Source organism: Pantoea sp. B566 (assembly GCF_024793925.1).
Taxonomy (GTDB): domain Bacteria; phylum Pseudomonadota; class Gammaproteobacteria; order Enterobacterales; family Enterobacteriaceae; genus Pantoea; species Pantoea ananatis.
Map to the genome: position 1 here is coordinate 3445126 of NZ_JANUQL010000003.1, position 25543 is coordinate 3470668.

At 49.4% G+C, this 25543-nt stretch carries 22 protein-coding genes; 15 read left to right on the top strand and 7 right to left on the bottom strand.

The features are described 5' to 3' along the window. Window positions 1-21: 21 nt before the first annotated feature. From NYE92_RS17740 to NYE92_RS17770, 7 genes are all read left to right on the top strand, one after another. The gene (locus NYE92_RS17740) at window positions 22-1740 is read left to right on the top strand and encodes a DUF4153 domain-containing protein (RefSeq protein WP_028716004.1); all 1719 of its coding nucleotides are present in this window, start codon (window positions 22-24) and stop codon (window positions 1738-1740) included. Window positions 1741-2069: 329 nt separating this feature from the next. Beyond that, window positions 2070-2822 (top strand): hypothetical protein, encoded by a 753-nt coding sequence (locus NYE92_RS17745; RefSeq protein ID WP_014606692.1) that lies wholly within the window; start codon window positions 2070-2072, stop codon window positions 2820-2822. A 20-nt stretch (window positions 2823-2842) separates the two neighbouring features. Further along, window positions 2843-3577, top strand: a complete 735-nt coding sequence (locus NYE92_RS17750; protein WP_029571393.1) for a class I SAM-dependent methyltransferase — start codon at window positions 2843-2845, stop codon at window positions 3575-3577. Window positions 3578-3579: 2 nt separating this feature from the next. Further along, a complete protein-coding gene (locus tag NYE92_RS17755; RefSeq protein WP_028716006.1) occupies window positions 3580-4839 on the top strand; it encodes an ATP-grasp domain-containing protein in 1260 nt (419 codons plus the stop codon). 7 nt (window positions 4840-4846) lie between these two features. Then, a complete protein-coding gene (locus NYE92_RS17760; protein WP_014606689.1) occupies window positions 4847-5812 on the top strand; it encodes a DMT family transporter in 966 nt (321 codons plus the stop codon). Then, window positions 5775-6569, top strand: a complete 795-nt coding sequence (locus tag NYE92_RS17765; RefSeq protein ID WP_014606688.1) for an AraC family transcriptional regulator — start codon at window positions 5775-5777, stop codon at window positions 6567-6569. Before NYE92_RS17760 ends, NYE92_RS17765 begins: the two co-directional genes overlap by 38 nt. A 513-nt stretch (window positions 6570-7082) precedes the next feature. After that, window positions 7083-7415, top strand: a complete 333-nt coding sequence (locus NYE92_RS17770; RefSeq protein ID WP_014606687.1) for a DUF1493 family protein — start codon at window positions 7083-7085, stop codon at window positions 7413-7415. Between the two features lie 153 nt (window positions 7416-7568). Here the strand turns inward: NYE92_RS17770 and NYE92_RS17775 are convergent, their stop codons facing one another. From NYE92_RS17775 to NYE92_RS17785, 3 genes are all read right to left on the bottom strand, one after another. Further along, on the bottom strand, window positions 7569-8060 hold the full coding sequence (locus tag NYE92_RS17775; RefSeq protein ID WP_014606686.1) for a type VI secretion system tube protein TssD: 492 nt from the start codon (window positions 8058-8060) through the stop codon (window positions 7569-7571). Window positions 8061-8302: 242 nt separating this feature from the next. After that, the gene (locus tag NYE92_RS17780; RefSeq protein ID WP_014606684.1) at window positions 8303-8821 is read right to left on the bottom strand and encodes a DUF2778 domain-containing protein; all 519 of its coding nucleotides are present in this window, start codon (window positions 8819-8821) and stop codon (window positions 8303-8305) included. Between the two features lie 759 nt (window positions 8822-9580). Further along, entirely contained in the window at window positions 9581-11125 is a 1545-nt protein-coding gene (locus tag NYE92_RS17785; RefSeq protein ID WP_028716007.1) for a methyl-accepting chemotaxis protein, read from the bottom strand. 987 nt (window positions 11126-12112) lie between these two features. On the opposite strand from NYE92_RS17785, the gene NYE92_RS17790 reads away from it, so the two are divergent. Continuing rightward, the gene (locus NYE92_RS17790; protein ID WP_105087769.1) at window positions 12113-13249 is read left to right on the top strand and encodes an MFS transporter; all 1137 of its coding nucleotides are present in this window, start codon (window positions 12113-12115) and stop codon (window positions 13247-13249) included. A gap of 50 nt (window positions 13250-13299) precedes the next feature. Here NYE92_RS17790 and NYE92_RS17795 read toward each other — a convergent pair whose 3' ends face one another. The 4 genes from NYE92_RS17795 to NYE92_RS17810 form a co-directional block, all read right to left on the bottom strand. Then, entirely contained in the window at window positions 13300-14592 is a 1293-nt protein-coding gene (locus tag NYE92_RS17795) for an MFS transporter (RefSeq protein WP_088900695.1), read from the bottom strand. 29 nt (window positions 14593-14621) lie between these two features. Then, complete coding sequence (locus NYE92_RS17800; RefSeq protein WP_116584783.1) at window positions 14622-15941, bottom strand: MASE1 domain-containing protein; 1320 nt, start codon at window positions 15939-15941, stop codon at window positions 14622-14624. 548 nt (window positions 15942-16489) lie between these two features. Continuing rightward, window positions 16490-17116, bottom strand: a complete 627-nt coding sequence (locus tag NYE92_RS17805; RefSeq protein WP_014606682.1) for a LysE family translocator — start codon at window positions 17114-17116, stop codon at window positions 16490-16492. 235 nt (window positions 17117-17351) lie between these two features. Beyond that, window positions 17352-18638 carry an MFS transporter gene (locus NYE92_RS17810; protein ID WP_259019307.1) on the bottom strand — a complete coding sequence of 429 codons (1287 nt, stop codon included), beginning with the start codon at window positions 18636-18638 and terminating at the stop codon, window positions 17352-17354. A gap of 705 nt (window positions 18639-19343) precedes the next feature. Here NYE92_RS17810 and NYE92_RS17815 point away from each other — a divergent pair. From NYE92_RS17815 to acpT, 7 genes are all read left to right on the top strand, one after another. Next, on the top strand, window positions 19344-19877 hold the full coding sequence (locus NYE92_RS17815) for a DUF2778 domain-containing protein (RefSeq protein ID WP_022622305.1): 534 nt from the start codon (window positions 19344-19346) through the stop codon (window positions 19875-19877). Beyond that, window positions 19874-20089, top strand: coding sequence for a hypothetical protein (locus NYE92_RS17820; RefSeq protein ID WP_014606679.1), 216 nt, complete (start codon window positions 19874-19876; stop codon window positions 20087-20089). The genes NYE92_RS17815 and NYE92_RS17820 overlap by 4 nt, the downstream gene beginning before the upstream one ends. 298 nt (window positions 20090-20387) lie before the next feature. Then, window positions 20388-21584 carry a ribokinase gene (gene rbsK, locus NYE92_RS17825; RefSeq protein WP_259019509.1) on the top strand — a complete coding sequence of 399 codons (1197 nt, stop codon included), beginning with the start codon at window positions 20388-20390 and terminating at the stop codon, window positions 21582-21584. Between the two features lie 46 nt (window positions 21585-21630). After that, window positions 21631-22551, top strand: coding sequence for a dihydrodipicolinate synthase family protein (locus tag NYE92_RS17830; protein ID WP_014606677.1), 921 nt, complete (start codon window positions 21631-21633; stop codon window positions 22549-22551). A gap of 52 nt (window positions 22552-22603) precedes the next feature. Continuing rightward, complete coding sequence (locus NYE92_RS17835; protein ID WP_105080514.1) at window positions 22604-23095, top strand: YhcH/YjgK/YiaL family protein; 492 nt, start codon at window positions 22604-22606, stop codon at window positions 23093-23095. After that, window positions 23092-24381 (top strand): MFS transporter, encoded by a 1290-nt coding sequence (locus NYE92_RS17840; protein WP_014606675.1) that lies wholly within the window; start codon window positions 23092-23094, stop codon window positions 24379-24381. The genes NYE92_RS17835 and NYE92_RS17840 overlap by 4 nt, the downstream gene beginning before the upstream one ends. 395 nt (window positions 24382-24776) lie before the next feature. Further along, window positions 24777-25358 (top strand): 4'-phosphopantetheinyl transferase AcpT, encoded by a 582-nt coding sequence (gene acpT / locus NYE92_RS17845; RefSeq protein WP_015701034.1) that lies wholly within the window; start codon window positions 24777-24779, stop codon window positions 25356-25358. Window positions 25359-25543: the final 185 nt, after the last annotated feature.

Here is a 25543-nt window from a genome sequence, read left to right on the forward strand (position 1 = left end):
GTTAACCCGCAAAGGATCGCCATGTTGCAAAAAGACGCTTTCCCTGGCAGGACAAAATGGACCATTATCGTGATTGGTATGCTGGCCGGGCTGACAGGGGCGCTGCCCGATGCGCTACATTTGCCGGCGAGCTATGCGCATTATCTGTGGCCACTTTCACTGGGCGCGGCCAGCGTGCTGGCGTTCACGCTCAATCGCCTGAACGCCGTTAAACCCTGGCTGTGTGCGCTTGCGGTATTGCCGTTGATTGCGTTGATGACCGGCTGGCAGCACTGGAATTTTCCTGCGTCTCATGATGATGATGCTTTTTTCAGAAACAGTGGTGCGGTCCTGCTTATGCTCGTGCTGGCGATGCCGTTTCTCGCCGCTATCTGCCATGAATCGCCGACGCCGCACAATAACCTCTCCCGCAGTGCAATCATCGTCGAAGCGATGTGGCGCAACACTTTTACGCTATGCGTGACCGCCATCATGACCGGGCTGTTCTGGCTGGTGCTGTTGCTATGGAGCAAACTCTTCAGTCTGATCGGCCTTAGCCTGTTCGAGCGGCTCTTTTTCAGAAATGACTTTTTCCCGTCGATGGCGACCGGTGCGGTCATAGCGGCGGGCATTGTATTTTGTCGATGTCTGCCTGGCGCTGTCGGTGTTTACCGCAACGTCGTCACGCTGGCGGTGGGCGTGATAGTGCCGTTGCAGGCGATCGCCTTGCTGCTGTTCCTGGCCTGTTTGCCCTTTACCGGATTGGCGATTATCCCCAAATCGTTCTCGGCCGCCACGCTGCTGCTGACCATGACGTTGCTGATGCTGATATTCAGCGCGATGGTCGTTATAAAAGAGCAGAGCGAACCACGCTGGCAGCGCGTAAGCGCCCAACTGGTGCTGGCTGCACTGTGGCTGACGCCGCTCCTGGCCGGTCTGGCTGTCTGGGCCGTATGGCTGCGTGTTGCCGATTATGGCTGGACGGTGGATCGGGTTTATGGCGCGGTAATCGCGTTTATTGCGTTTGCCGGCTCGCTGCTGATGGTGTGGTTCCAGCGACCAGTCTGGTTTCAGAACGCCAACAGCATGAATACCTATATCGTGCTGATGCTGGCGTTAGCGTCCGGCGGCTGGTTTTTGCTGCATTCACCGGTGATCGATCCCTGGCGCATTATGGTCACAAGCCAGCAGGCACGTTACGAACAGGGCAAAGCAAAAGCGGACGCGGGGGATCTCTATGTATTGAGCACAGCGGGGCGACGTGGGAACCAGCTGTTGCAGACGCTGAATGACCATCCTCAGTGGCTTGAGGATCCTGTAAGATTAAAAGTCATGCTGATGCAGATCCTGGCAGGGCATAACAAGACAGACATTCAGCACGATATCAGCACGCTCAGGCAGGCTATCCCGGTGCGTCCGGGTAGCGAAACGCCGCCGAAAAGCTGGTGGCAGGTACAGAAAGGCTCAGAACAGGCGTTGAGAACCTGTCTGATGGATGTGGGTTCCTGTCTGGTGTGGATGCAGGATCTCAACAACGATGGCTCGCCAGAAGTGCTGTTATACAGCCCACATTCATCCCTCATTGTTATCTATACCTTGCGCGGCAACACATGGCGGCAGACAGGCAGCGCGAACGTGCCGCAAAGCGCCGATAGCGCTATGCGTAAAGCAATGCCTGACATAGTGCCAAAAGCGTGGCGCGATCTGGAGATTAACGGCCAGCGCCTGTCGGTGGATTACTATGGCTATGAGGGGCAGTAGGGAGAGCCTCAGGCTTTGATGTTTTCCCAACTCAATGCAAAGCGAGCCAGATACTTGTGCAGGCGATCGGCGCTGTTGGGCGTTGTCGGGAGACGGCCAGCTGCCGTCGATATGTTTTAGACGGCTGGTACGATGCAGAGTAGAGCGTATTATGTCTGATGTGATTCATTGTTCTCAAAGAAATGCCAATAAATTTTTAAACAGATGTGATCGCGTCGTGTGATTGCTCAAAATTTAGCCATTTTCTGAAATCACGTACAAGAAAAAATCGCGTATAGCCGGAGAATGAGAAGGGCAAATACAACACTTCTTATGGACAGGGCGAAAAAGTGATTAACATCGAAGAAAAAATTGAAAGGCATATTCAATCATTTCCAGCATCATTAATTAACTACCTGAAAAGCGACTATGAAGAAGACTTAATGGTGGTTATAGATGATTTACTACCTGGTGATATAAAAACAGCAATGGAAAATGAGGCGCGCGAACTATTGGCAGAGGAGTCGTTGCGTCGGGAAGTAATTATTGCTGAAAGTGGTCATACACCGCGCGCTTATGATAGCGTGGGCAGAAATGCGATTCGGGAAAGAGGGAAGTATATACCTGCTTTTTTTGATAGCCCAAGCATTCTTAATTTTTTTATGCAAATAACCGGTGAAAAGTTACACCGTGTACCTTATGAGCCCGAAGAGTTTATAATTAATTCACAAAATAAAAGTGGTGATACGCATGGATGGCATTGGGATGATTATTCCTATGCATTGGTCTGGGTCATTGATGAGCCAGATGTTCTTTCAGGTGCTCGCGTTGAATATGTTCCACGTATTCCCTGGAAGAAAAAAGAAACACGTGAGTGGATTAAAAACGTTTTAAAAGATAATACAATTTTTAGCCACCATGTCTCACAGGGACAATGCTATCTGTTGAGGGCTCGGGATGCCCTGCATCGAATTTCTCCTCTCACTTATGAGTCTCGCCGGACGGTTATTGTCTTCACCTATGCCAATGACTTCGATCTGGCGGATGAAGGTCTTACGCATGATTCAATGGAAGCAATTTATCCGCAGGATACACAGGCTTAATTAAATAAAGGGAAGTGAAAATGTCGAAAGAAACTTCACTGGGCGGAATGAACGATGACACAGGTTTTCCCGTGTTTTTTACGGAAATATCAGACTGTCTGGGACGCTATGAAAATTACAAGGATGCAGCCAGAGCAATAGCAGAAAAATTTCCTCCCAGTAAGTTTCCTCGTCTGCTCGACATATGTTGTGGCATAGGAAAAATGAGCGTTTCACTTTTTGAACTGGGCTACGAGGTTGTGGGGTTAGATTTATCTCTTGAGCAGTTGTCTGTTGCTAAAAAGAGGTGTAAAGGACCGGTATATATCCATGCAGACATGGGTAATCTGCCTAAAGATAAATTCGATATTCTTATTAATGTCTACACGAGTTTTGGCTACTGCAGCACTGAACATGAAGATTTGGCCGTTTTGCCCGAATGGTATGAAGCCCTAAATCCAGGGGGCATACTGATAATGGAGTTGGCCGATATGGACAGAGCCCGGAATCGAATAGATGTATCTGGCAGATTAATACGTATGAATAGTGGTGTTACTGAAACGCTTTTTATGGATTGGGAGCAAAGGATTCTGACGGTAAATTACGACAAAGATGGTCAGTCATGGACGTGTTCAACACGACTCTACGAAAAAGAATTTTTACAAAATGCGTTACTAAATTGTGGTTTTTCCAGTGTCGAGCTTTATGGTGATTTTTCACAAAAGCCGAAGGGGAAAGACGATAATTTGCTTATCATTGCGCGTAAAGGATTATAATTATGAAAAATATTATCTGCATTGTGGATGCTTATTCAACGGGCGCAGATCTGGCTCCAGTTTTTAAGAAGTCAGGATGGCAATGTATACACGTTCAGTCTAATGCTGTTATTCCGGATGATTATCTGCCTTCATTTATTCCCAAAAACTTTGATTTTCTGATGGTGCCTGACTCAGATGAGTTAAGTGGATTCGAAAGTATCGTTGAGAAATTACAACTTTTTGACCCGGCATATATTATCCCGGGTACAGAGACAGGCGTCAAAATCGCTGACTATCTTTCCCATCGATTATCTAAACCCGGTAACGCTTGGGAAAGCAGTACCCTGCGACGAAATAAATTTCAAATGCAGGAGGCGCTTAATAATGGCGGACTTTTATCTATTCCTCAATTTGTCACCGATGATGTCATTAAAGCGGTAGACTGGGCAGAACAGCATCAATGCTGGCCGGTGGTTGTTAAACCTGTTGACAGTGCTGGAGCTGATAGTGTCAGGTTCTGTGAAAACCACGTGGAGCTGGAAGACGCTTTCAATAATATTCTTGGTAAGAAAAATAAACTCGGTCTGTTTAACAGCACTGTACTGATTCAGAAAAGACTGCGTGGTCAACAGTTTATCGTCAATGCCGTCAGCATGGATGGCATGCATCTCATCACTGAAATATGGACAGATGATAAAATACCCGTTTCAGATGCTTCCTTGATATGTGAAAAAGAAATCCTTCTTCCTTTTAGGGGAGAAATACAAAATACACTTGTTTCATATATGAAAAAGGCGTTAACACTTCTGGGTGTTGATAATGGTCCTTCACACAGCGAGTTAATCATCACTGAACAGGGGCCTGTTTTGATTGAAACAGCTGCGAGAATGCAAGGTACGATTATGCATGATGCGGTAATTTCTGCTCTTGGGTACAGCCACGTTACCCTGACTGCTGAGCGATATATCAACCCGAATGCTTTTTTAGGGAAAATCAATGATAAGTATAATCTCAAGAAAAATCTTTATTGTGTGACACTTTCTTCAAAAGAAGATGGCGTTGTCAAAAATAACAGATGTAAAGAGTTAATCGGCCAGTTTCCATCCTATTTTGGATTAATGCATACGCCAGAAAAAGGTGAAAATATTTTTCGCACGACTGATCTTTTTACGAACCCTGGAATTATTTATCTTTGTCATGATTGTGAAGATCAAATTAAACGTGATTATATAAAGATACGCGAGCTTGAAAGTGATGGTTTATTGTTTGAATTGATGTGAGAAAATCATGGAAATAAAAACTGGTGCTGTTTTTGGCCTCATTATGGTGTTAATTTATAATTTCCTTGATGCAGGAAAGGAAGTTTATTCTGGCCACTTGGTGCAAAGTTTGCATCCAATGCTAGTGACTTTTATTGTATTTTCAACAGTGCTGGTTTTTTTTCAATGCATATGCTTGGTGAAATTAAGCAGGGATTATATTATTCCTTTGCAGTACCCTGTTATCATTACACTTTTAAATATAACTACTGTGGGTTCTTGGGTGACTTTTTTTTATTGCCTTCGTTATATAGAGCCCGCTATTGCTTCAGCAATAATTACAGGATTTGCCCCACTTATTATTGTTATTATTTCTCCATTTTTATACCGTAATGAGAAAAGGCAATATAGATTAAGTTTACTTCTGGGGATTGCTCTGTGTTCGTTATGGTTGAGCATCATCAGCTTGCAAGTGGATAATAAAAATCATAGTTACACTAACTATGAAATAGTGGCTGGAATAGTTTTAGCGATTTCCTGTGCTTTCTTCAGTATCTTGTCGAATATACTGAGTAAGAAACTGAGTGACAGAAAATGTATTCCTGAATCAATCATGGCTCACCGATTTTACCTGACCATAATAGTTACTTTTAGTTACATTTATGATGTTAATATTGAACATCTAAGCGATAGTGGCCTGTTCCCGGGCGTCCTTTTTCTGGCTATATTGGGAGTGATATTGCCTTTATGGTGCCTTCAGTATGCTATTAAACATTTAGCACCAGCTAAGGTTATGATTTTTATGTCCATAAGCCCTGTGTTTACTTATGTGTTTCAGCTTTTAGATCCCAGGTTGTCTCCAACCTATTCATCGCTCGTGGCCATCTTGCTATTGTGTTGTTTTTCACTCGCCACTGAGATTTGGCAAATCAGACATAAAGGAAGCACTCTGGACAATGGCTATAACGGCGTACCGGAAGATAAGCGGAGTTGAGATTACTTTCTCAGACAGCACTGCTCATGCTTTTCCTAAGCATTCACATGATGAATTTTACATTGGTGCCAATGTCTCAGGACGTGAAAAAATCTGGCTGGACGGTAAGAGTGATGAAGCAAGCGTAGACGAAATCACAATTTATAACCCAGGCCAGGTACAGTCAGCGATTCCTACGCCTTACACATGGCTTTACTATAGTTTTTATATTCAACCCGATATGTTAAGAAGCCTGTCGGGTTTTCACGATGATGAAGAGTTTAAACGTAGCATTTTTTGCGCTCCGGATACCGCTCACCAGATTCGGGAAACGGCCCGATTTTGCCTTGATTCCAGTAACAGTAACGGAGAAGTGATTGAACACTTGGCGTGCCTTTTGAACACCGTGATCAAAAGAGCGGGTGTCCGCTATAAATGTGAGCTTGGTCATAATGATAGTTTATTGGCGGAGAAAATCGCATGCCGTTTGAAAAGTGAAATGTTATCTCCACCGTCCCTTATTGATTTAGCTGCCGAAAATTTCGTTACACCAGTGCAATTAGTTCGTATTTTTAGCCACACCTATGGTTTACCGCCTATTTCCTGGCTCCGATGTGAAAAACTCAAATTATCGAAGCAGCTTATTCTTAGTGGGGATGCCATTTCGGCGGTAGCTGCAGATCTTGGTTTTAGCGATCAAGCTCATTACACACGTAATTTTAAAAATATGTTCGGCATCACACCTGGAGCGCTTTACAATCTTGTGAATAATGTTTGAATGTAATTTTATTGTAACCCAAAGCTAATTGATTTTTCTTGTTTTTTTCTGATTATATTAAAGGGTAAGATTGATTTATAGTAATTTAATGGGGGGGTAATTAAATCCATCTTGTTCAATTAAAAGAGTAATAGATTTTTTTAGAAGGTGTTTGAAAGTGGCGTAATATTACCATTGACTCAGGTGAGTTAATAAAATGAGAAGTCGGGTGCATTAGATCAAGCACAGTTAAGGCAGTGGAAAACCGAATTTTTGCACAAGCACGGTGCTGGTTTATAAAAAATCATATACCTTCACTAAGGGTTAAACTATACGGTTTTTTATAAACTAACGTAACCAGCCAGCCAGACCCTTTTCCAGTTTATCGAGAGACTGAGTATGCTTTCTCCCTGTCATGTGATCATTGTTACGCAGCTTCCCTTGGCTGAACAGGAGGTTTTGCTTGGGATGTATCAAGAATTACCTGTCCCGCATTACATGAAGACAACCCAGTGATTCAGGAAGCGATTAACTATGACAGATGATATCGAACAGCGTGTTTTTGCGCTTGCGCGCCGCCACAACGGCTTTTACCTGTTTAACAACGAAAAGAATCAACGACTGTTAAACTGCAATACTGATATCGACTCTGATATGCAATTAGATGCTGGTGAAGCCGAAGAGCTGATGGATAATTTTTTCGAAGAATTCCAGGTGAAGAGGGGCAGTTTTAAGATTGAAACGTACTATCCAGATGTCCCTTTTTCGTGGAACCCCTTTAAGAAAATTGAACCTATACTCGTGCCTGATTTTACGATCGGTATGTTGATAGAATCAGCTAAGGCAGGAAAATGGTTGTATGACTGAGTGCCAGCGATAATCTTCAAATAGTCGTTATTTTCGAGAAGTGATGATGATTTTATAAATTATTCATAATCGAATTGCAGATTTTGGCATTGAAAAATGCCAGCAAAAAATTGTCTCTTGCTGGCCATTATCAATTTTAAAAATATCATACTTTCACGCGGTAGCACGTTCGTTCCATGCGTCGGTGAACTGGATATTTCCATCGATAATTCGCCAGGTGATCTTTTTATACTGCAGACTGATACTTTCAATATGGTTCATTTTATCATTACCCGATAATCGGACATTAGGTACGCCGCAGTTAACACCAGTGACTTTAACGTTTTCCATCAGGACAGTGTAATAACAAACTTCTTGTCCTGCATCGTTTATATGATAAAACGTTATTTCTGCACTTTTTAATGTTTGACCAGTAGCTGCTGCTTTATAAAAGTAAGGTGTAGAACTATCTACATCTTTTTCAATCATCATTGATGAATGCTGACGCGTACCAGTAATCTTCCCGTTAGTGTTATCAACAGGGAGGTTGACACCATGGCCCAGTCCGATGATCTCTATACTTCCTTCTCGATCTTGAACGTCAACAGATCCTTTAATATCTGCACCGCCGTCGTCTTTAAGCCACATATAGGGAGGGATTGGCATACTAACTTCTCCTGATTTTTCTAATTAATATCATGGTTATTAAATAAAAAACAATGCTGAGCGTTATGACAGTGAAGACGTCTATGTAGAAATAGGCATCGTAGATGGATTCTGCATTGACATCACCAGTTAATAGTAGGGCTAACTGACGGGGAAATTCATGGCCTGCGTAGTTCTCTGGATGACCGAGTGAGCGAGCAGCAGCAAACGTTATAATTAAAAAAAATATTATCTTAACCGCCTTACGGGCAAGAGCTATAACCATTAGTTACCACCTCAATCCAGCCACGAGCCATAAGATCACGCATGCAGGGGACCTGAACAGGATCCGTTTTAAGGATTGCATCCCTTATGCGCGAGTAATCTGAATTATGGGGTATGGTTAAACATCCTTCTGATACTTGCCCAGGATGAAGCCTGAATAATCCGCGGTAAACGCCTTCTATCCATGTTCCGTCATCAATACTCAGGTCATCTTTGTACAAAGCAAACCACTCATCGCGTCCAAAGGCCGTCCCATGATAAAATTTATTCCATGTATCGTGGATTTCCGTCTTTGCTTTAGAAAAAAATCCACCAGAGCCACGCTCTACAATCCAGTATTTACCCAGTGGTAACGGACCGTTACTTTTAACGGCACCACATGCACCGTTATTACGGTAGATACCATTACCAGAAAAGGCCATGAATACACCCACACCATATAAATTAAAAGGTGCATAATCTGCACCATCAAGCGTCACTTTTCCTTGTAATGCCATGATGTACCATTCCATAGTGAGGGTTTGTGGCTTATCATATAAATGAAAGATTAAGCTATCAACTTTATTTTCGCGAATTTGAATTTATATTCAATTAATGTGTTGTGGGTTTATTTTTACGATTTAATTTGTTACGAGCTATGGTTGTTGTTGAATTGCATGTGATCTTATTTTAAAAATCTAAGTTATGTGGTTTGTTTTTTAAATTAATAATAGTGTGAACTGTATACCAATTCAGTGGTTTCGATGAATTTTTTCCGTAACTCATATTGTTAGATGTGAAAGTTATTTGTTCCGTGACAGAAATGAAAGTTGAAATTCCATGGCATTCTATAAAGAGAGGGCTAGCAAGCCAGCGAGGATTTTCTTTTACAATCACTGGTGACGGAGGCGATATAGCGCGGATCACACCTCCGAGAATATAATGAAGGCCTCTGAACGGCTTTATCTCAGCGACACCATAAACCTTACCGCCACCAACGCATAAAACCCCGCACAGATCAGTTCGAAACTGCGCCGTGCCCGATTACGGTATTTCTCCGCCGTATGCGAGGCCAAAATCAGCGCATACAGGCCAAATATAATCAGGCCGGTTAGTGCGCAGGTAGCGACCAGAACATAGCTTTGCCACTGCGGCGCGCTGCGGGTCCGCCCATTCTGGGTAATGGTGAGCCACCGCTAACAATACCGTCATCAGTTTACAGAACAAAGGCGATAACTGCCGACGGCGGGAATCTCTATCGTCGGCCGTTTTTTCATTCAGACCTTGAATGTCTCTACGATGAGACGCAACGTCTGAGCCTGTTCAGAAAGCGACTGTGAGGCGGCTGACGACTCTTCAACCAACGCAGAGTTGTTCTGCGTTACACCATCCATCTGGCTTACCGCCACGCTCACCTGAGAGATCCCCTGCATCTGCTCAGCGGACGACAGGGCGATGGTATCCATTGATGTGGCCAGTTCGTCAACCAGATCGATCACTTTAAGAATATTTTGGCCTGTTTCATTCGCCACCGTGACGCCAGATTCCACCTGACCCACCGCCTGCTCAATGAGTGATTTAATGTCTTTTGCCGCTGTGGCGCTTCGCTGTGCCAACGTCCTGACTTCCGCTGCCACCACGGCAAATCCACGCCCGCTTTCACCCGCGCGTGCCGCTTCTACTGCCGCGTTAAGCGCCAGAATATTCGTCTGAAATGCAATACTTTCGATGACAGAGGTAATGTCTCTGACCTTAGACGCGCTTTGTGAAATTTCGCCCATGGTCCCAGACATACGGCGGACATCGTTTTCACCATTTTTTACGTGTAAAGCCGTATCCCTCGCGGCGTTGGCCGTCTGTCTGGCCATGGCGCTGTTACTCTGCACGGTGGCCGTCAGCTGTTCCATACTTGCCGCTGTCTGCTGGAGTGCTGCTGCCTGCTCTTCAGTGCGGAAAGCCAGTTCGTTGTTACCCTGAGAGATTTCGTTTGCTGAAAGCGCAACGGAAGCCGAGCCAGATTTAATGTCGGATACCACCCCGCGGAGCCGCGACTGCATACTGGACAAAGAGGCCATCAGGCTCCGGGTGTCATTTTTGCGTAGCTGAACGGCTGAGGTTAAATCTCCCTGAGAAATTGCATAGGCAAGGCGCTGTGCGGTAGCGGGTTCACCACCGAGTTCACTCATCAGCTTACGAATCAAATAGATGCCCGTGGACAGGCCAAAAATGACCGCGACAGCGAGCAGTACCAGTAAAATGACGTAAGCCTGTTCCGTCGTTTTACTGTTTGCACTGACGGCGTCATCAGACCGCTGAGTGAGCACCTGACCCATCGCCGTCAGTCCGTCAATCAGGGGATTTTGGGCGGGCCTGACGTTATCCAAAAGAAACTTCACGGTCGCGGCGTTGTTTTTTCCCAGTGCGAGTGGAACCGTATTACTGAATGATTCCAGTGCTTCTTTTTCACTGTTTTTAATCGCGTCGAACGCTTTTTTTTCCTCATTGCTGCCAGACTGGTCAATCATCTGCCCCAGTTGAGTGCTGCTGTCGACAAAGCGGGTCTTTAATTTTCCAAGCCGCGCGGATTGCTCCTCAATGCCTTTTTCATCGGTAAATAACGACAGATTCCTGACTGTAATGGCCATGTCGCGCTGGATTAGCGTCAGGTCTGTTATCAGTTTCGTTTTTTTCATATCTCCCTGAACGATGGATTCAAGGGCGTTTTTGGACTGATACAAAGAATGAATGGCAACCACTATGCACAGGGAAAAGAAGACGATTAACGTACCAAAACCCGAGCCGAGCCGTGTTGAGATTTTCATAAATCTTTCCTGAAGAAGGGAGGGGAGACGACGATCTTTCGGCGCAGACCCGGCAATCTTTATCCCGGCCGTGATAATTAAAATGTAAGCAATCACGACATAAACTTTTACAGGAAAAACCCCTCTCGCGGGTCTGTTAATATTTCTTATCTATAGGTTTTTGATGGCCCGGCCTGCAGCAGAAAACGGCAGATCGTGAGTGAAAGCGCGTCGCCCCAGCATCTTGTTGAGCATTTAGTGGGGAGAGGCTGAGTATCGGTCACGGGGCGGTTCAGTTGGGAGCAGGGCTGTCAGGACATCACCCCATGAGTGGCGATAACACCACGCGGCCAGCGTGAGTCGCGTTGATTGTTGCGATAAAGCGTTTACAGAACGCTTTTCCCAACTGCTGAAACGCGAGCGGATGAACAAGCCTAAGCAACACGGAAAGTAATCACAGTGCTGTTTTTGATTACATGGGAATGTTGTAAAACTGCAGGTGTTGGGATGGCTCGGGCAATCGGATGGCATCTGCTGAATCTAAAAGCCGATATCATCAAGGTTCCATCGTGTCTGAATCATTTTTCGTGATTCAGCGTGTCCACTCTTTGCACAGTGAACACAAGCGTCAGATGCAGGTAATTCGGCCCTTAATGCACAAGAAACCTAACGGCCAACGTTATTTCACAAATGCACGCATTTTGTCTCACTTACGCTAGAATCCGTTGATATTCCTGAAGAGTAAAAGCACTTTTGAATCTTTTTCTTTAGCCGGTTTCTGTCTGGCAAGGGAGGCGGAAATTATGCATCTTCCTTCGAGGTGTCATTCTGTTTCTGAACGGATCGGGGCGCTGGGACTGGGCTATTCCGTTATGCAACACAAAATTATTCTCAGGCATAATCGCATAATCGCATAATCGCATAATCGCATAATCGCATAATGTTTTTTAATTTGTTAAAGGCAATTGGAAACAAGGCAACCGCAGCCTGTAAGGGACCTGGAGCGTAATGAACAAAAAAGATCTCATTTCTGTCATTATTTGTGTGGCAATCTTTGGCCTGACTTACGGCCTTAGCGCACCGTTGATCGCCACACGATTGCAGGATAATGGTTTCAGCGAAAGCTATATCGGACTCAATGCCGCGATGCAGGCTATTGGCGTTTTTGCTGTCGCACCTTTTATTCCTCGTCTCTTTCAGCGCTTCCACCCAAGGCTGCTTTTGGGGACTTCGCTTGCCGCCGTGGCCGTCATCATGTTGCTTTTTACCTGTTTGCCTTTTATTTACTGGTTCGGACTCCGGCTTGCTTTGGGCATTTTCAGTGAGATTATAATGGTGCTCACAGAAACCTGGATCAATGACGCGACCGTTGAGCAGGCAAGGGCAAGAACAATGGCATGGTACACCGCTGGCATCTCAACAGGGTTTGCCTGTGGCCCGTTAATACTGACCCTTAGCGCAAGCCAGAGCAATTTTCCTTTCTTTATCGGCACGGCCATTGTTCTCCTGGCGTTGGTGCTTGTTAAGCTGCTGGGCATGGCGCAGCATCACTCGTCAACCAGCCACGCTATTGGCTTTCTGAAAAGCATCCGTATCGCCTTTTTAATGATCGTTGCCACGGGGTTAAATGCTGCCGTCGAAGTGGCCGGACTTAATTTTTTACCGCTTTATGCCGAGTCCCATGGCTGGAGTCGACAACATGCCGTTGGATTAATTTCGGTTCTGATGTTGGGTGCCATTCTCTTACAGCCTGTGGTTGGCATGATTGCTGACAGCGTTGACCGCCGACGACTCATCGTCATACTGGCGCTGTTGTCCACGGTGGGAGCGGCCATCTGGCCATGGTTATTATCCTGGCCGGTTGCGGCTTATCTGATCCTCTTTGTGTGGGGTGGGATGTTCGTGGGGATCTATACCGTCGCAATAACCTGGGCAGGCGCGACATTCAGTGGAGCAGAGCTCGCAGGCGTATATGCCGCCGCCTCGGTAGCATGGGGCGCAGGGGCTCTACTGGGGCCGCTGCTGTGTGGCCTTGCCATGTCAGCAACGCAGAATGGCTTACCGCTGATGGTCGGCGTGCTTTGCGGCCTCTTCTGTTTGATGGCCGCAGTGGATCTGCGTATTCATGGCCCCGGACGAGCCTGATAAGCCGTTACCGCCTTTGTCCTGAACGGTTTGCGGATAGGGCTGGCAGGTTATTTTTCTATGGCACGGCGCCAGGGCAGACGGTGATACCAGGGGCGAGGAACGGGATGCACCAGCGCATTCAGTGCCCGGCTGTAATCCATTACCAGGCCAGGCGTCCAGGCCATGATCTGCGCGCGTTTACGCACCTGTGCGGCGATCCATAGCTCCGGCACCAGCAGGTCGCTCAGTTTTCGCTCATGTGCCAGCGCACCATCCAGGGCGGCTTCAAGAGCATAGGCAACACTACTTGAGCAGTTACGATAAGTCAGGTTGTAGGTGTTATTGCGGCGATAAGATTCCCAGAAGTGATTCAGTTTCCGCAGGCTGAATTTTTTAAACTCGATTTGACGTACAGAATGACACCATTCTGAGGATTCTGTGGCGTAGTCTGGCAGAAAGCGCCCTGCCACATCATTATCACGGGTGGCCTTAAGTGTGCGCAAAAACTCCGAAGGAGACCGATCAATCTCCTCGGCAGGATAAAGGCTGATGTAGAGATAATCAGCCACTTCAAGCGCCGCGTGTCCGGTTGAGATAACACCATTTTCGTCCACGGCGGCGATATAACGGTTAATGACAGGGCGCGAAACAGGCCTGGCTTCGGTGGTTTCTTCAGGCGTCCATACGTGCACAATCAGTGCGCGCGCTGCAGCAGACGTCGGCACCGGATGGGGGGCGGTCAGTTCTTGTTCCTGGATTAAAGGTGAGCTACTCAGCAGTACGTCGCCGGGTTGAATCAGCTGAAAAATAGACGTACCTCTTTTCATCCGCATCGCCTTCCTGGCGATGCCAAGGGTACTCAACCCACTGGTAACCATCTGAAAACCAATAAAGAATGATACGGTCGCATCATGGTGACTGAGCAGGAAGAACGAAAAGGAAATTAATCCCAGTCCATAAATAAGCGTCAGCTTCCAGCGGGGAAAGCGCACAATAAAAGAGGAAAAGCTGGTGAAGAAGCCGATGATAAAAAAAGTAAAACCAAAAATGACAGCCAGCAGGACATTACTGTATTCCTGATTAACGATGATAATCAGTGATACGAATAAAAATATGCCGCCTTTGAAAAAAAGAATGCTCTTTTTTGTTCCGACAGCGCTGGTCGCAACACAAAGTGTAAGCATGCTTTCCAGCAGCAGAATATAGCCAAAGATCTGTAATGGGAAGTACGAGTGAAGGTCAAGACCATCGATGAAAAGTAATATACCTGTGATAAACCACAGTGTTGCGGCAACCGAAAGGTATCGGGCATTTCGCTTAATATATGCCGTACCCAGTAGCAACATGGCTATCTGTATCAATCTATCCCTCTCCTAAATGCGCTGAAAAGTCAGGTGGAAACCGACCAGTTACCCAGTATGAACAGCGATCCCTGACGCTCGAACATCAGTGCTCCGCTATCGGTAACGTGCAGCCATTGCCCATTTCCGTATTGCAATCTGAATTGAATCGCAGGAAGCGTCTGCTGACGTGGAATGGCCTGCCAGTGTCCGGCGAGGCGCTGTTTATCCTCTGGATGCAATTGCGCCAGTATTGCCTCTTTCTTTTCAAGAATCTCGCGAGGAAGCGCAGCAAGTTCACCAGAAAGGTTTTCCCAGCAGAGCGTGCCCTCTGTCAGGTTTAGCTGATAAATGGCCTGTAAATTGAGTCGTGCGTCGGTTTCTGAATTGAAGCGGTAAATATTTCGCGTCACCACCCGTAAAAAAACCAGCAGCAACGCACTGGCGCTTAAATAGCACTGCACAAGGAGCAGGGGTTCACCGGTATATAATCCCTTGAGAAAGAACGGCCCCACGCCCTTATCGGCATAATAGATAACGCAACCTGACAACGTTAATAACGCTATCGATCCGCCACGATTACCCCAGAAGAGCGTTAAAAAAGCGGCAAGAATAATCGGGAGGCAACTGAAAGCGAAAATCAGGCTTTCATCGTGGGTGATCGTATTAGCGATACTAAATTCTTTAACACCGCCACTGAATATCCACAACGAAAGTGCCACAAGCGCGGCGAGCAGCGTTAAGCCTGACAGAAGTGTTTTGATGGAAATCTGAACGGCTGTGGTAAGGCGGCTGTTAGCAAAGCCCATAATAATGGTGGTGGCCAGGAAAATGCCGGTCATGTCGGCAATAAAACCGGTCCAGAACAGATCGGAGAAGCTGTTTTTTCCTGCTAATGAGAGTCCGATACCGAAAAGCACGGCATCCAGAAAGCTGATGATAATGGTTGAGGCGAACCACAACATAATAATATTTAAATCATCACCGGGCCGGGAAAAACGTTTCACTATCCACGCAATTATCAGTGAAGAAGGCAGATCAAGAATGGCGTAAAACGTCTCGGTCGGCAGCCTGCTGAACGAAGGTTTGTCCAGAATCACATCAAGCACAACAAACAAAACACACAGCGCTGGCCATAGTCGCCAGCGCGAATTTAAAAACGCCGCAGTGGCGACGCCAGCAGGAAACCATACGACAGATATGTGCAACTGAGGATCGTCAAATCGCAGCGACAGCACGCCAGACAGGTAATAAACGACTGCCCATATCGTCAGCACTATCAGCCTGTGTGGTAAGTGTTGGAAAAGATTTTTCATGTTCGTGATAATAATACAGATAGCGATAATATGCTCAACATAAAATAGCGCCATTGGTGAAGCGCCTGCTTAAAGTCGCGCTGAAACGCCATGGGCAATCTTAAAGACCTCAATAATCTGATAATAGAATATTTACGCTTCAGGCAGGAACATTTCACTGATCGAACCATGCCGACGCTTACTGTTATAAACATTTTGGTGTAGTCCAAAAATCACAGCCTGCTTCTTCACGTCTTCCGTTGATCTTTATTGGTTTCGTATTTCCGTCGCTAAAAACCTTCTGTAACCATATTGCCGTGCAGTTAGCGCGACGACGTCTCTTCCTTTCCAGACCAAGGGGTTAATAAACCACAGCTCAAACTTTAAGTAAGTTGGAGCTAGCTGAGCATCAGCGCGGGATCGATACCGCACTGACTCGGCGAAGCGTCAGTGAATAATCCAGGCCCGAATTGAGTGCGGTGCTAGCTAAGAGGTCTTCGTCTTTCTGAGGCTCTGCATGAAGTCAGCCAGCGTCATGTCAGTTTCAAGTCGTATCCTCAGGTTGTTATCTGCGAAGCTGACGCGCCAGGCAGATCGAACAACCGCCTGTGAAAGGGGCTTTTTTAACCCAGCGACACCAAAAACCCCACCGCCACCAACGCATAAAACCCCGCACAAATCAGATCGAAACTGCGCCGTGCCCGATTGAGATACGTCTCCGCCATTTGCGAAGCAAAAATCAGCGCATACAGGCTAAATATCATCACGCCGGTCAGTGCGCAGGTGGCGACCAGAATATAGCTCTGCCACTGTGGCGCAGAGTTCGTCAGGCCCACGCTGGTCACGGTGAACCAGGTTAACGCGGCTTTGGGATTGGTCAGGTGCAATCCCAAACCCTGCAAATAATAGCCGCGTAAACGCGCGTGGGCCTGGGCTGGTCGTGCCGAAAGTTCTCTAGGGCGAAAGGCACTGCGCAGCGCTTTCGAGGCCAGCCAGAGCAGATAAGCCGCGCCGAGCAGTTTTAACCAGACGATAAAACCGTGGGAAGAAACCAAAATCGCGGACACGCCAAAGGCGGTTAACAGGCCCCAACAAATCGAACCTGAAATCACACCGGTGGCCAGCACCAGACCAGCTTTACGACCATAGTTCATCGCCGCATTGGCAATGGAAAGATTGCCCGGGCCAGGCGATGCCGTCCCTATGCTGTAAACCAGTAATGCTGCAAAGAATGAAGACATATCCCACATCTATCCAACCCCAACAGAAAGCATAAGCATGTATTAACATAATTTTAAAAAACATACATAACGGCTTGTATTGGATGGACGTGCACAGCAATGCTCGACCCCACGTGATTAACGCTGTTCAGCACTGAATCCCGCACTTTCGACGATGAGAATGTTCCCGCGTCGTACTGGTCGCCTGAAGCTGAAAAAGGAGGCACGTCCCTTCACGTGCCCCGGGACACATTCCGCGACAACACTACTGCGATACCGCTAACCCGGCATCCGGTTCTCCAGGTTCCTTTGGTTCTTTGATCAGAATCCACAGAGCCGCCGCACCGATAAGGTCAAACACCGCCAGCGCAACAAAGAACGGACCAAAGCCGATGATGCTGACAAACGCGCCGATAAACAGGTTAAAGATCAACTGACCGGACCAGGCACAGGCGCCAGCCATGCCGACGGCAGTCGCGACCTCATCCTTCCTGAACAGGTCTGCGCCCAGCGTGGCAGCTACGGTAGAAAGCAACTGGTGCGAGAAGCCACCAATGCTGATCAGCAACACGGCGACATAGGGGTTTTGAACAATGCTGACCAGGCCGATGGTGGTCATCAGCACCGCCCCGAGCGTAAAGGTAATACGGCGCGAATTGATCAGGCCGATGCCGCGATCGTTCAGGAACTTCGCCACAAAGCCGCTGGCCAGGCAGCCCAGATCGGCCATCAGGAACGGCAGCCAGACAAACATCGCAATCTCTTTCAGGCTGAAGTGCAGGGTTTCCACAAAGAAGATCGGCACCCAGAAATTGATGGTGCCCCAGGCCGGATCGGCCAGAAAACGTGAGAGGCCAATGCCCCAGAAATTACGCTGTTTGAGGATGGCTAATTTAGAGGTCTTCTCTTTCTGCTCGGTATGAAGGTGTTTTTCCTGACCGCCCTCAATATAGGCGCGCTCGTCCGCCGACAGCCGTTTGGCCTCTTTGGGATCTTTATAAAAGATGAGCCAGATAAAGGCCGCCACAATAGCCAGTCCACCGGCAACCAGAAATGCAAACTGCCAGCTGTGAAACAGTATGCACCAGGCGATCAGCGGCGGTGCCAGCATGGCACCAAAAGAGGTGCCCATATTAAATACGCCAGTGGCAATGCCGCGCTCCTTCGCCGGAAACCAGGTGGCAGCGGTTTTCACCCCGGCCGGAATCGCCGAGGCTTCACTAAAGCCCATGATGGCGCGCATAAACGCCAGGCCCTGCCAGGAACCGGTCAGTGAGTGCGCTAAGGTGGCCAGCCCCCAGACGATGGCGCAGATAAAAAAGCCCAGCCTCAGGCCAATGGTATCAATGAAATAACCCATCACGGGCTGGCCGATGGTATAAGCCAGCTGAAAGGCGCTGACGACCCAGGAATATTGCTCCTTAGTAATATCCAGCTCCTTCATAATTGTCGGGGCGGCAACGCCCAACGCAGTGCGATCGAGGTAATTAATAATCGTAATAAAGCACACCAGTAATATCATGTGCCATCGGTAATGTTTGATTATTTTCATGATTGCTCCCTCATTGTTACCTTTTCCTTATGACTTTGCTAAACAGGTGACATGATTTTTAAATTAGAGGCAGGTTAATTAATTGAGTGTTAGTAAATCTCATGATTGCACCTTGTTATTATTAGGTAAGCGATTTTGCAATAAACACGGAATTGCGTGGTGTGATAAGGCTCATTGTTTAATGCCGTGAAAATCACTTTTGGTAAATAATGTGATCAACGTAACCCACACATGTAAAAAGATTAAATAGCGGCAAGATGGCCTGGAATCAGGTTAACACTAAGACGTTGCAGCCAAATCTTTATGCCTGAAGCCACTTGCTGGCGTGCATAAGGGCATGTCCCTTGCAGGTTGAGAGGCGAGGTGCGTTTTTATTTCGACTGATTCAGACGTGATGTTAATCACCACAGCGGGTTGGATGCCTGATGGTCAATAAGGCAGCCTGTCGTTTTTAACGCAAATAAGATCGCGCTTTTATAAATGTTTTTTACTCAGACGCTTTTCTCTTTTGTTCGTTTACGCTGCCGGTGCGGAGCGTTTAGTCCTGCTGAAAAAAGAAATGATGGCGATGTTCAGCGTTCATGAAAATACGAGCGTGAAGGAAGATGTTGCAACTTTATAAGAGGAATCCTAAAAGGTCGTCGTTTGATGTTGAACAGGGATTCAGTATTATTTTCACCCTGTGCCACCCGCAAAGGATGTGAGATGCAAATCTGTACGATGGACTATGCTCGTCTCTCGCCAGACGGAAAAAGGGTCAAGCTTGACTGTTACGGCATCGGCTCATTTGATGTTTTGTCAGGAATTGACCGTTATCTCAATAACCCAGACTGTTCAGATAGAGAAAAGGCCGCGATCCCGCCGGGCACATACTGGATAGTCGACCGTCCGAAAGGAAGCGTGCTAAATCAGCTGCGTGCAGAAGTGATTGATGCGTATCATTTGTACAGAAATCATCATTCCGAATGGTTTGGTTTATATAACGCAGAAACCATGAGTGATCATGCTTACGTCAATGGCACACGTCGGGGCAGCTTTCGGCTTCACCCATTGAACAGCGACGGCACCGGGGTTTCGTGGGGCTGTGTAACGCTGTACAGTTCATCGGATTTTCAAACCCTCAGAAATGCTTTGCTGCGGATACCTAAGATAAAAGTGCCTGGCGGGAAAGACCTGATGGCTTATGGCCGCCTTGATGTGCGCGGCATTCCAGATTTTAGTCGGTGTGGTGTGAGATGAAAATTGCGATATTTATTATTGTGTTGCTGGCGGCTTTTGTGCTGATCCCGGATAGCTGGATCAACACGTTATTCATGAGCCATATCACTATCGAAGGCGATGGCGAAGAGGCGATGAACAGCTATTCGTTTACGTTCATCGTGGTGAAGTTCGTCCTGTCTCTCGTGCTGGCTGTCCTGGCCTCGTGGGGATACCGAAAGCGAAAACGTTAGCCCGCGCTCAGGTGCCTGGCGGGGACGCACGACAGATGCTCAGCGCGATAAGCCAGGCCTTTCCTGAAGGTGATCATCCGCATTCAACGCGCGTTTACCGTCCACAGACCCTTTGTTTCTCGCCCTTCACGATTCACATTTTCTGCTTTTCAGCCATCACAATGCCCGCTTTGATAACGCTTTAGCGACACAACCCTTCACTTCCGTTTACTTCCGTTTTTCCCCAGGTGCTGAGATCTGCATCACTTTCACGCTGCGTGCGCTCCCTTACGCTTAACGGCGAGGCAGGAGGGGGATGATGTTTCTGGAAGAACGACGCAATCAAATTTTGCAATGGCTGGACGAACATGAACGCGTCACCGTTAACGGGCTGGCGAGCCAGTTGCGTGTTACTCGGGAGACGATTCGCACCGATCTGCGTGCGCTGGCAGAGCAGGGGCTGGTTCAGCGCTGCTACGGCGGTGCCATAGTGCAACGCCGTAATCTGCAGGAAAAGCTCATCAGCGAAAGTGGCCATTTTGATGTTTTACTCAAGCGGTTGCAGGGGCGTAAAACCACCGTAAAGACCACCAGCAGGCAGGGAAAAGTCTGCATCCTTGGCGCATTCAATGTTGATATCGTCGCCAGGGTGGCGCGTTTTCCGCAAAGTGGTGAATCGCTGATGGCGCACGGCAGCACACTCGGGCCCGGCGGCAAGGGGGCCAATCAGGCCATGGCCGCCAGCCGGGCCGGAGCGCGCGTCCATTTTGTTGCCAAGGTCGGAACCGATCGGTTCAGCCAGTTTGCGTTTGATCACCTTTCGTCATCGGACATTCACTCTTTCCGTTTATACCAGACGGATACCGAACCCACAGGCAGCGCCATCATTTATGTCTCGCAGGAAAACGGCGAGAACATGATTGCCATCTACCCCGGTGCCAATAAAACCCTGACGGATGCCGAAATTGCCGAGCTGACCCATGAACTTACCGATGCGGATGTGTTGTTACTGCAGTTGGAAAACAACGTCGAGGCCACGCGCAGCGCTATCCGGCTGGCACATGCACTGGGCGTCCGCATCATCATGAACCCGGCGCCGTTCTCGTCAGAGGTTGTGAACGTTCTGCCGATGATCGATGTGCTGACGCCCAACGAAACCGAGGCCTCGCGGCTCTCGGGCATTGAAATCTGTGACATGGCGAGTGCGCGTAAGGCGGCGCAGGCGATTGTGGCGCAGGGGGCGCAGCGAGTGATCATCACCATGGGCGCGCGCGGCGCGCTGCTGTTCGACGCGCCGCATTGTCACGTCATTCCCGCCTTTCCTGCGCTCAGTGTGGACACCACCGGCGCGGGCGATGCCTTTAACGGCGCGCTGGCCGCCGCGCTGGCGCAGGGGCAGCCGTTACTGCAGGCCGCCACATGGGCATCGGCCTTTGCGTCCCTGGCCGTAGAGCGGGAAGGCGCAAGCAATATGCCCAAGCGGCATCAGGTCATCACCCGACTTAACCAACGATAATCCGACGTAACGCAACAGCCGCGCGCTGGCGCTGGCAGGAGAAACCATGAAAAAGATTGAAGGTATTGTCCCCGTCATGCTGACCCCATTCACTGCAGAGAATCAGATCGATTACCCCGGCCTGTCACGCCTGATCGACTGGTATCTGGCGCAGGGCGTGGATGCGCTGTTCGCCGTGTGCCAGTCCAGCGAAATGCAGTCTCTCAGCCTGGACGAGCGCGTTGCGCTGGCGCGTTTTGTGGTGGAGAAAGTGCAGGGCCGGGTGCCGGTGATTGCCTCCGGCCACATCAGCGATGGGTTAAGCGAGCAGACTCAGGAATTGCAGGCGATGGCCGGAACGGGCATCGATGCGCTGGTGCTGGTGACCAATCACCTCGATCCGCACAATCAGGGAAGCGAAACCTTTTATGCTCACCTGAATCACATTCTGGACGCGCTACCTGCCGGGCTGCCGTTGGGGCTCTACGAGTGCCCGGCGCCGTATCGTCGTCTGCTGAGCGACGACGAGTTCAGCTTCTGTGCCAACAGCGGCCGCTTTGTGGTGCTGAAAGACGTGAGCTGCGATCTGCCCACGGTGCAACGCCGCGTCAGGCTGGCGGAGGGCACGCCGCTGGCGGTGATTAACGCCAATGCGGCCATTGCGTGGCCGGCCATCCAGGCGGGCTCGCGCGGCTTCAGCGGCGTGTTCACGAACTTTCATCCGAACCTCTACGTCTGGCTTTATCACCAGGGCGCCCAGCAGCCTGAGAAAGCCCATGAGCTGTCGCTGTTCCTGTCGCTGAGCGCCGTCACCGAAACCCTTGGCTATCCCAAAAACGCCAAAATTTATCACCAGCGCCTCGGCACCTTCGCCAGCGAGCACTGCCGCGTTAACCGGGACAACGTGCTGGAGAAGTTCTGGGGGCTTGGCGTGTTGCTTGACCAGATTCGTGATGGCAGTGCGCTGTGGCAACACCGTCTTTCATAAAAAAACCGGACACCGTCTGTTCCTGCACCGTTTTACCACAAGGGAAAACACCATGATTGTATGCGATCAACTTGACTGGGCGCGTGAGCGTCACGCGTTTCATCCCATCGTTGACCAGGCGATTCGCTGGATAGCGGCCAGCGATTTCAGCCAGATGGAAACGGGGAAATACGATTTACTGCCCGACAACCAGATGTTCTGCCTGCTTCAGGAAATGGCGACCGAGCCCGCCAGCGCCCGCCGGGCCGAATCCCATTTTCGCTATGTCGATATTCAGTACCTGCTGGCCGGACGCGAAACCATCGGCGTGACGCGTGCCCATCCGCAGCATGTGATAGCGGAAGACCGGCGGGAGGAAAATGACGTGGTGTTTTATCAGGACATCACGGATGAGTACAGCATCGCGCTGACGCCGGGGCAGTTTGCGCTGTTTTTCCCTCACGATATTCATCGCCCTGGCTGTGCGTCGCCGGTGGCGCAGACTATCCGTAAAGCGGTGATTAAAATCCATCTCGATCTGTTTGCCGGGCGGGAGGCATCATGAAACCCTCTGCGGCGATGTCAGAAACAACGTTGAGCGGGCAGGGCACGCTGAAAGGGAAGCTGCGCTGGGGCATTGTCACGCTGCTGTTGCTGGCGGCGATAGTGAATTACCTGGACCGCGCCAACCTGAGTATTGCCAACACCACCATTGCGGCGGAATTTGGCTTTTCGCAAACCGAAATGGGGTTGCTGTTGTCGGCGTTTCTCTGGCCCTATGCGCTGGCTAACCTGCCCGCAGGCTGGCTGGTGGACAAGTTAGGCCCCAAAAAGATGTTCTCCTGGGCGCTGGGGCTGTGGTCGGGCTTTACCGTGCTGACGGCGTTTGCCAACAGCTACAGCTATTTCTACGGTCTGCGTATGCTGCTGGGCGTGTCCGAATCCCCGTTCTTTACCTCGGGAATTAAAATCACCCATCGCTGGTTTGGCGACAGTGAACGCGGTTTACCCACTGCGATTATTAATACCGGTTCGCAAATTGCCAACGCCATTGCGCCGCCCATTCTGACCGTGCTGTTGCTGACCTTAGGCTGGCGCGGCATGTTTGTGGCGATCGGCGTAATGGGGCTTCCCCTGCTGCTGGCGTGGTGGAAGTTTTATCGCGATCCCAATGCCCGGGAAGATGCGCTGCTGCATGCCGGACAACCCAGCGTCGCAGTGCCGCAAGCGAAGGGCGAGGTTCGCTGGCGTGCGCTGTTCCGACACAGCACCACCTGGTTTATGGTGATCGGCAACTTCTCCATTATGTTCACGATCTGGGTCTATCTGACCTGGCTGCCGGGCTATCTGGAAAAATCGCTGGGCTTTAGCCTCAAAGCCACCGGCTGGATTGCCTCCATTCCGTTTCTGGCCGGTATTCTGGGCGTGCTGGTGGGTGGGATGCTTTCAGACAACCTGGTGCGCCGGGGCGTCAGAGCCATCACCGCGCGTAAGGTGCCAATCGTATCGGGTGCGGCCCTGGCAGCCTGCTTCGTGGCGCCGATTCCGTTTGTAAACAGCACCCCGCTGGCCATTGGCCTGCTGGCGCTGGGTTATTTCTTCTCGCAGATGCCGCAGGGGGCGCTCTGGACGCTGGCCAGTGACATCGCGCCGAAGTCGCAGGTGGCCTCGCTGGGCGCCATTCAGAACTTTGGCGGTTTCCTGGGGGCGGCAATGGCACCGATCGTTACCGGCATTATTCTGGATACCACCGGCAAATTCACCAACGTGTTTTTGCTTGGTGCAGCGCTCTTGATGCTGGGCGCGCTGAGCTACGGCCTGTTTGTGCGCAAGCCGCTGCAGGCAGGATAGAAAGTCCAACCACGGTCCAGGGTGGCAAGGCGGCTTAATGGAAAAGGCACGCTGAGTGGTGCCGTTGGCGAGGCGTCGAGGTTGTCAGAGTGCACCGCCTTGAAATCAAAGCACCTGAAATGGCTCACCACTGCAAAAGGCACGGCCGGTTGCCTGTGACGTGGTTTCAGGATGGCAGGCCGGTCGATTGTCCTTCAAGAAAAAGATCCCTCCGGGCGAGTAAGTGTTCATCGCCCGGAAGGGGCTTTCCGCTATTCAGGTTAAACGTTTCATTTGCCGCGAGCTGAAATGCCGGATGACGCATGTTGAGCGACTGGCCTGCAAGCAATCCCCGGTTGGTACAACTGCTCCCGGGAGCATTAACACCTCCATCATCATCAAACGCTGGCACTGATATGTATCAGATCTTTCTGGGAAAAATCTCCTCGCTCAGCGCTGGCCCGACAGCGTCTGTGCTGAAAGATCGTGCCCCATTGGGCGCCCGCCGCGCAGGCTGGCTTGCCGGTCGCGTCATGCTTGCCTCTGTGATTTCGCCCCTGCCGGAGATTGTCGTTGGCCAGCACGGCAAACCGGCTTTTTCCACCGATGTGCGGCTCTGGTTTAACCTTAGCCACAGCGGCGACGATATTGCCCTGCTGCTCAGCGATGAAGGGGACGTCGGCTGCGATATTGAGGTGCTGCGTCCAAGAGCGGGCTGGCGCAGCCTGGCGGAAAACCTGTTCAGCGCGCAGGAACAGGCGCAAATAGCGGCGGAAGCTCCGGATCAGCAGTTAGCGGCCTTCTGGCGCATCTGGACGTTAAAAGAGGCGATCATCAAGCAGCGTGGCCCAAGTGCCTGGCAGATGGCCTGCATCGACAGCACGGCACCGACTACGTTGTCGGTCAGCACGCTCCAGGCAGGCGAACTGGCGCTGGCGGTTTGTACGCCGACGCCGTTTGTGTTGACGGTTGCAGCGGTTCAAATACAGGGGCGCTGAGACATCGCTGTGGTAAAGATGGCGTCCAGTAATTACGTCATCCTCAACGCGAGGCTTTTTTGACTTAACGAGAGGGGCGGGGTCTTTAAAAAAATTAGCCGCTTTGCCTTAATCAGAAACGAGGCATCAACGGGGATATTCCGTCTGATGCCTGGAGCCTGGCGTAGAGCACTGTGGCGTTTGGA

Bases quoted from the DNA above. Each gene is read 5' to 3' on its own strand.
- NYE92_RS17835 (WP_105080514.1), top strand. From the start codon at position 22,604: ATGATTGTATGCGATCAACTTGACTGGGCGCGTGAGCGTCACGCGTTT.
- NYE92_RS17815 (WP_022622305.1), top strand. From the start codon at position 19,344: ATGCAAATCTGTACGATGGACTATGCTCGTCTCTCGCCAGACGGAAAA.
- NYE92_RS17740 (WP_028716004.1), top strand. From the start codon at position 22: ATGTTGCAAAAAGACGCTTTCCCTGGCAGGACAAAATGGACCATTATC.
- NYE92_RS17810 (WP_259019307.1), bottom strand. From the start codon at position 18,638: ATGAAAATAATCAAACATTACCGATGGCACATGATATTACTGGTGTGC.
- rbsK (WP_259019509.1), top strand. From the start codon at position 20,388: ATGTTTCTGGAAGAACGACGCAATCAAATTTTGCAATGGCTGGACGAA.
- NYE92_RS17830 (WP_014606677.1), top strand. From the start codon at position 21,631: ATGAAAAAGATTGAAGGTATTGTCCCCGTCATGCTGACCCCATTCACT.
- NYE92_RS17805 (WP_014606682.1), bottom strand. From the start codon at position 17,116: ATGTGGGATATGTCTTCATTCTTTGCAGCATTACTGGTTTACAGCATA.
- NYE92_RS17800 (WP_116584783.1), bottom strand. From the start codon at position 15,941: ATGGCGCTATTTTATGTTGAGCATATTATCGCTATCTGTATTATTATC.
- NYE92_RS17770 (WP_014606687.1), top strand. From the start codon at position 7,083: ATGACAGATGATATCGAACAGCGTGTTTTTGCGCTTGCGCGCCGCCAC.
- NYE92_RS17765 (WP_014606688.1), top strand. From the start codon at position 5,775: ATGGCTATAACGGCGTACCGGAAGATAAGCGGAGTTGAGATTACTTTC.
- acpT (WP_015701034.1), top strand. From the start codon at position 24,777: ATGTATCAGATCTTTCTGGGAAAAATCTCCTCGCTCAGCGCTGGCCCG.
- NYE92_RS17785 (WP_028716007.1), bottom strand. From the start codon at position 11,125: ATGAAAATCTCAACACGGCTCGGCTCGGGTTTTGGTACGTTAATCGTC.
- NYE92_RS17750 (WP_029571393.1), top strand. From the start codon at position 2,843: ATGTCGAAAGAAACTTCACTGGGCGGAATGAACGATGACACAGGTTTT.
- NYE92_RS17820 (WP_014606679.1), top strand. From the start codon at position 19,874: ATGAAAATTGCGATATTTATTATTGTGTTGCTGGCGGCTTTTGTGCTG.
- NYE92_RS17755 (WP_028716006.1), top strand. From the start codon at position 3,580: ATGAAAAATATTATCTGCATTGTGGATGCTTATTCAACGGGCGCAGAT.
- NYE92_RS17790 (WP_105087769.1), top strand. From the start codon at position 12,113: ATGAACAAAAAAGATCTCATTTCTGTCATTATTTGTGTGGCAATCTTT.
- NYE92_RS17780 (WP_014606684.1), bottom strand. From the start codon at position 8,821: ATGGCATTACAAGGAAAAGTGACGCTTGATGGTGCAGATTATGCACCT.
- NYE92_RS17760 (WP_014606689.1), top strand. From the start codon at position 4,847: ATGGAAATAAAAACTGGTGCTGTTTTTGGCCTCATTATGGTGTTAATT.
- NYE92_RS17775 (WP_014606686.1), bottom strand. From the start codon at position 8,060: ATGCCAATCCCTCCCTATATGTGGCTTAAAGACGACGGCGGTGCAGAT.
- NYE92_RS17840 (WP_014606675.1), top strand. From the start codon at position 23,092: ATGAAACCCTCTGCGGCGATGTCAGAAACAACGTTGAGCGGGCAGGGC.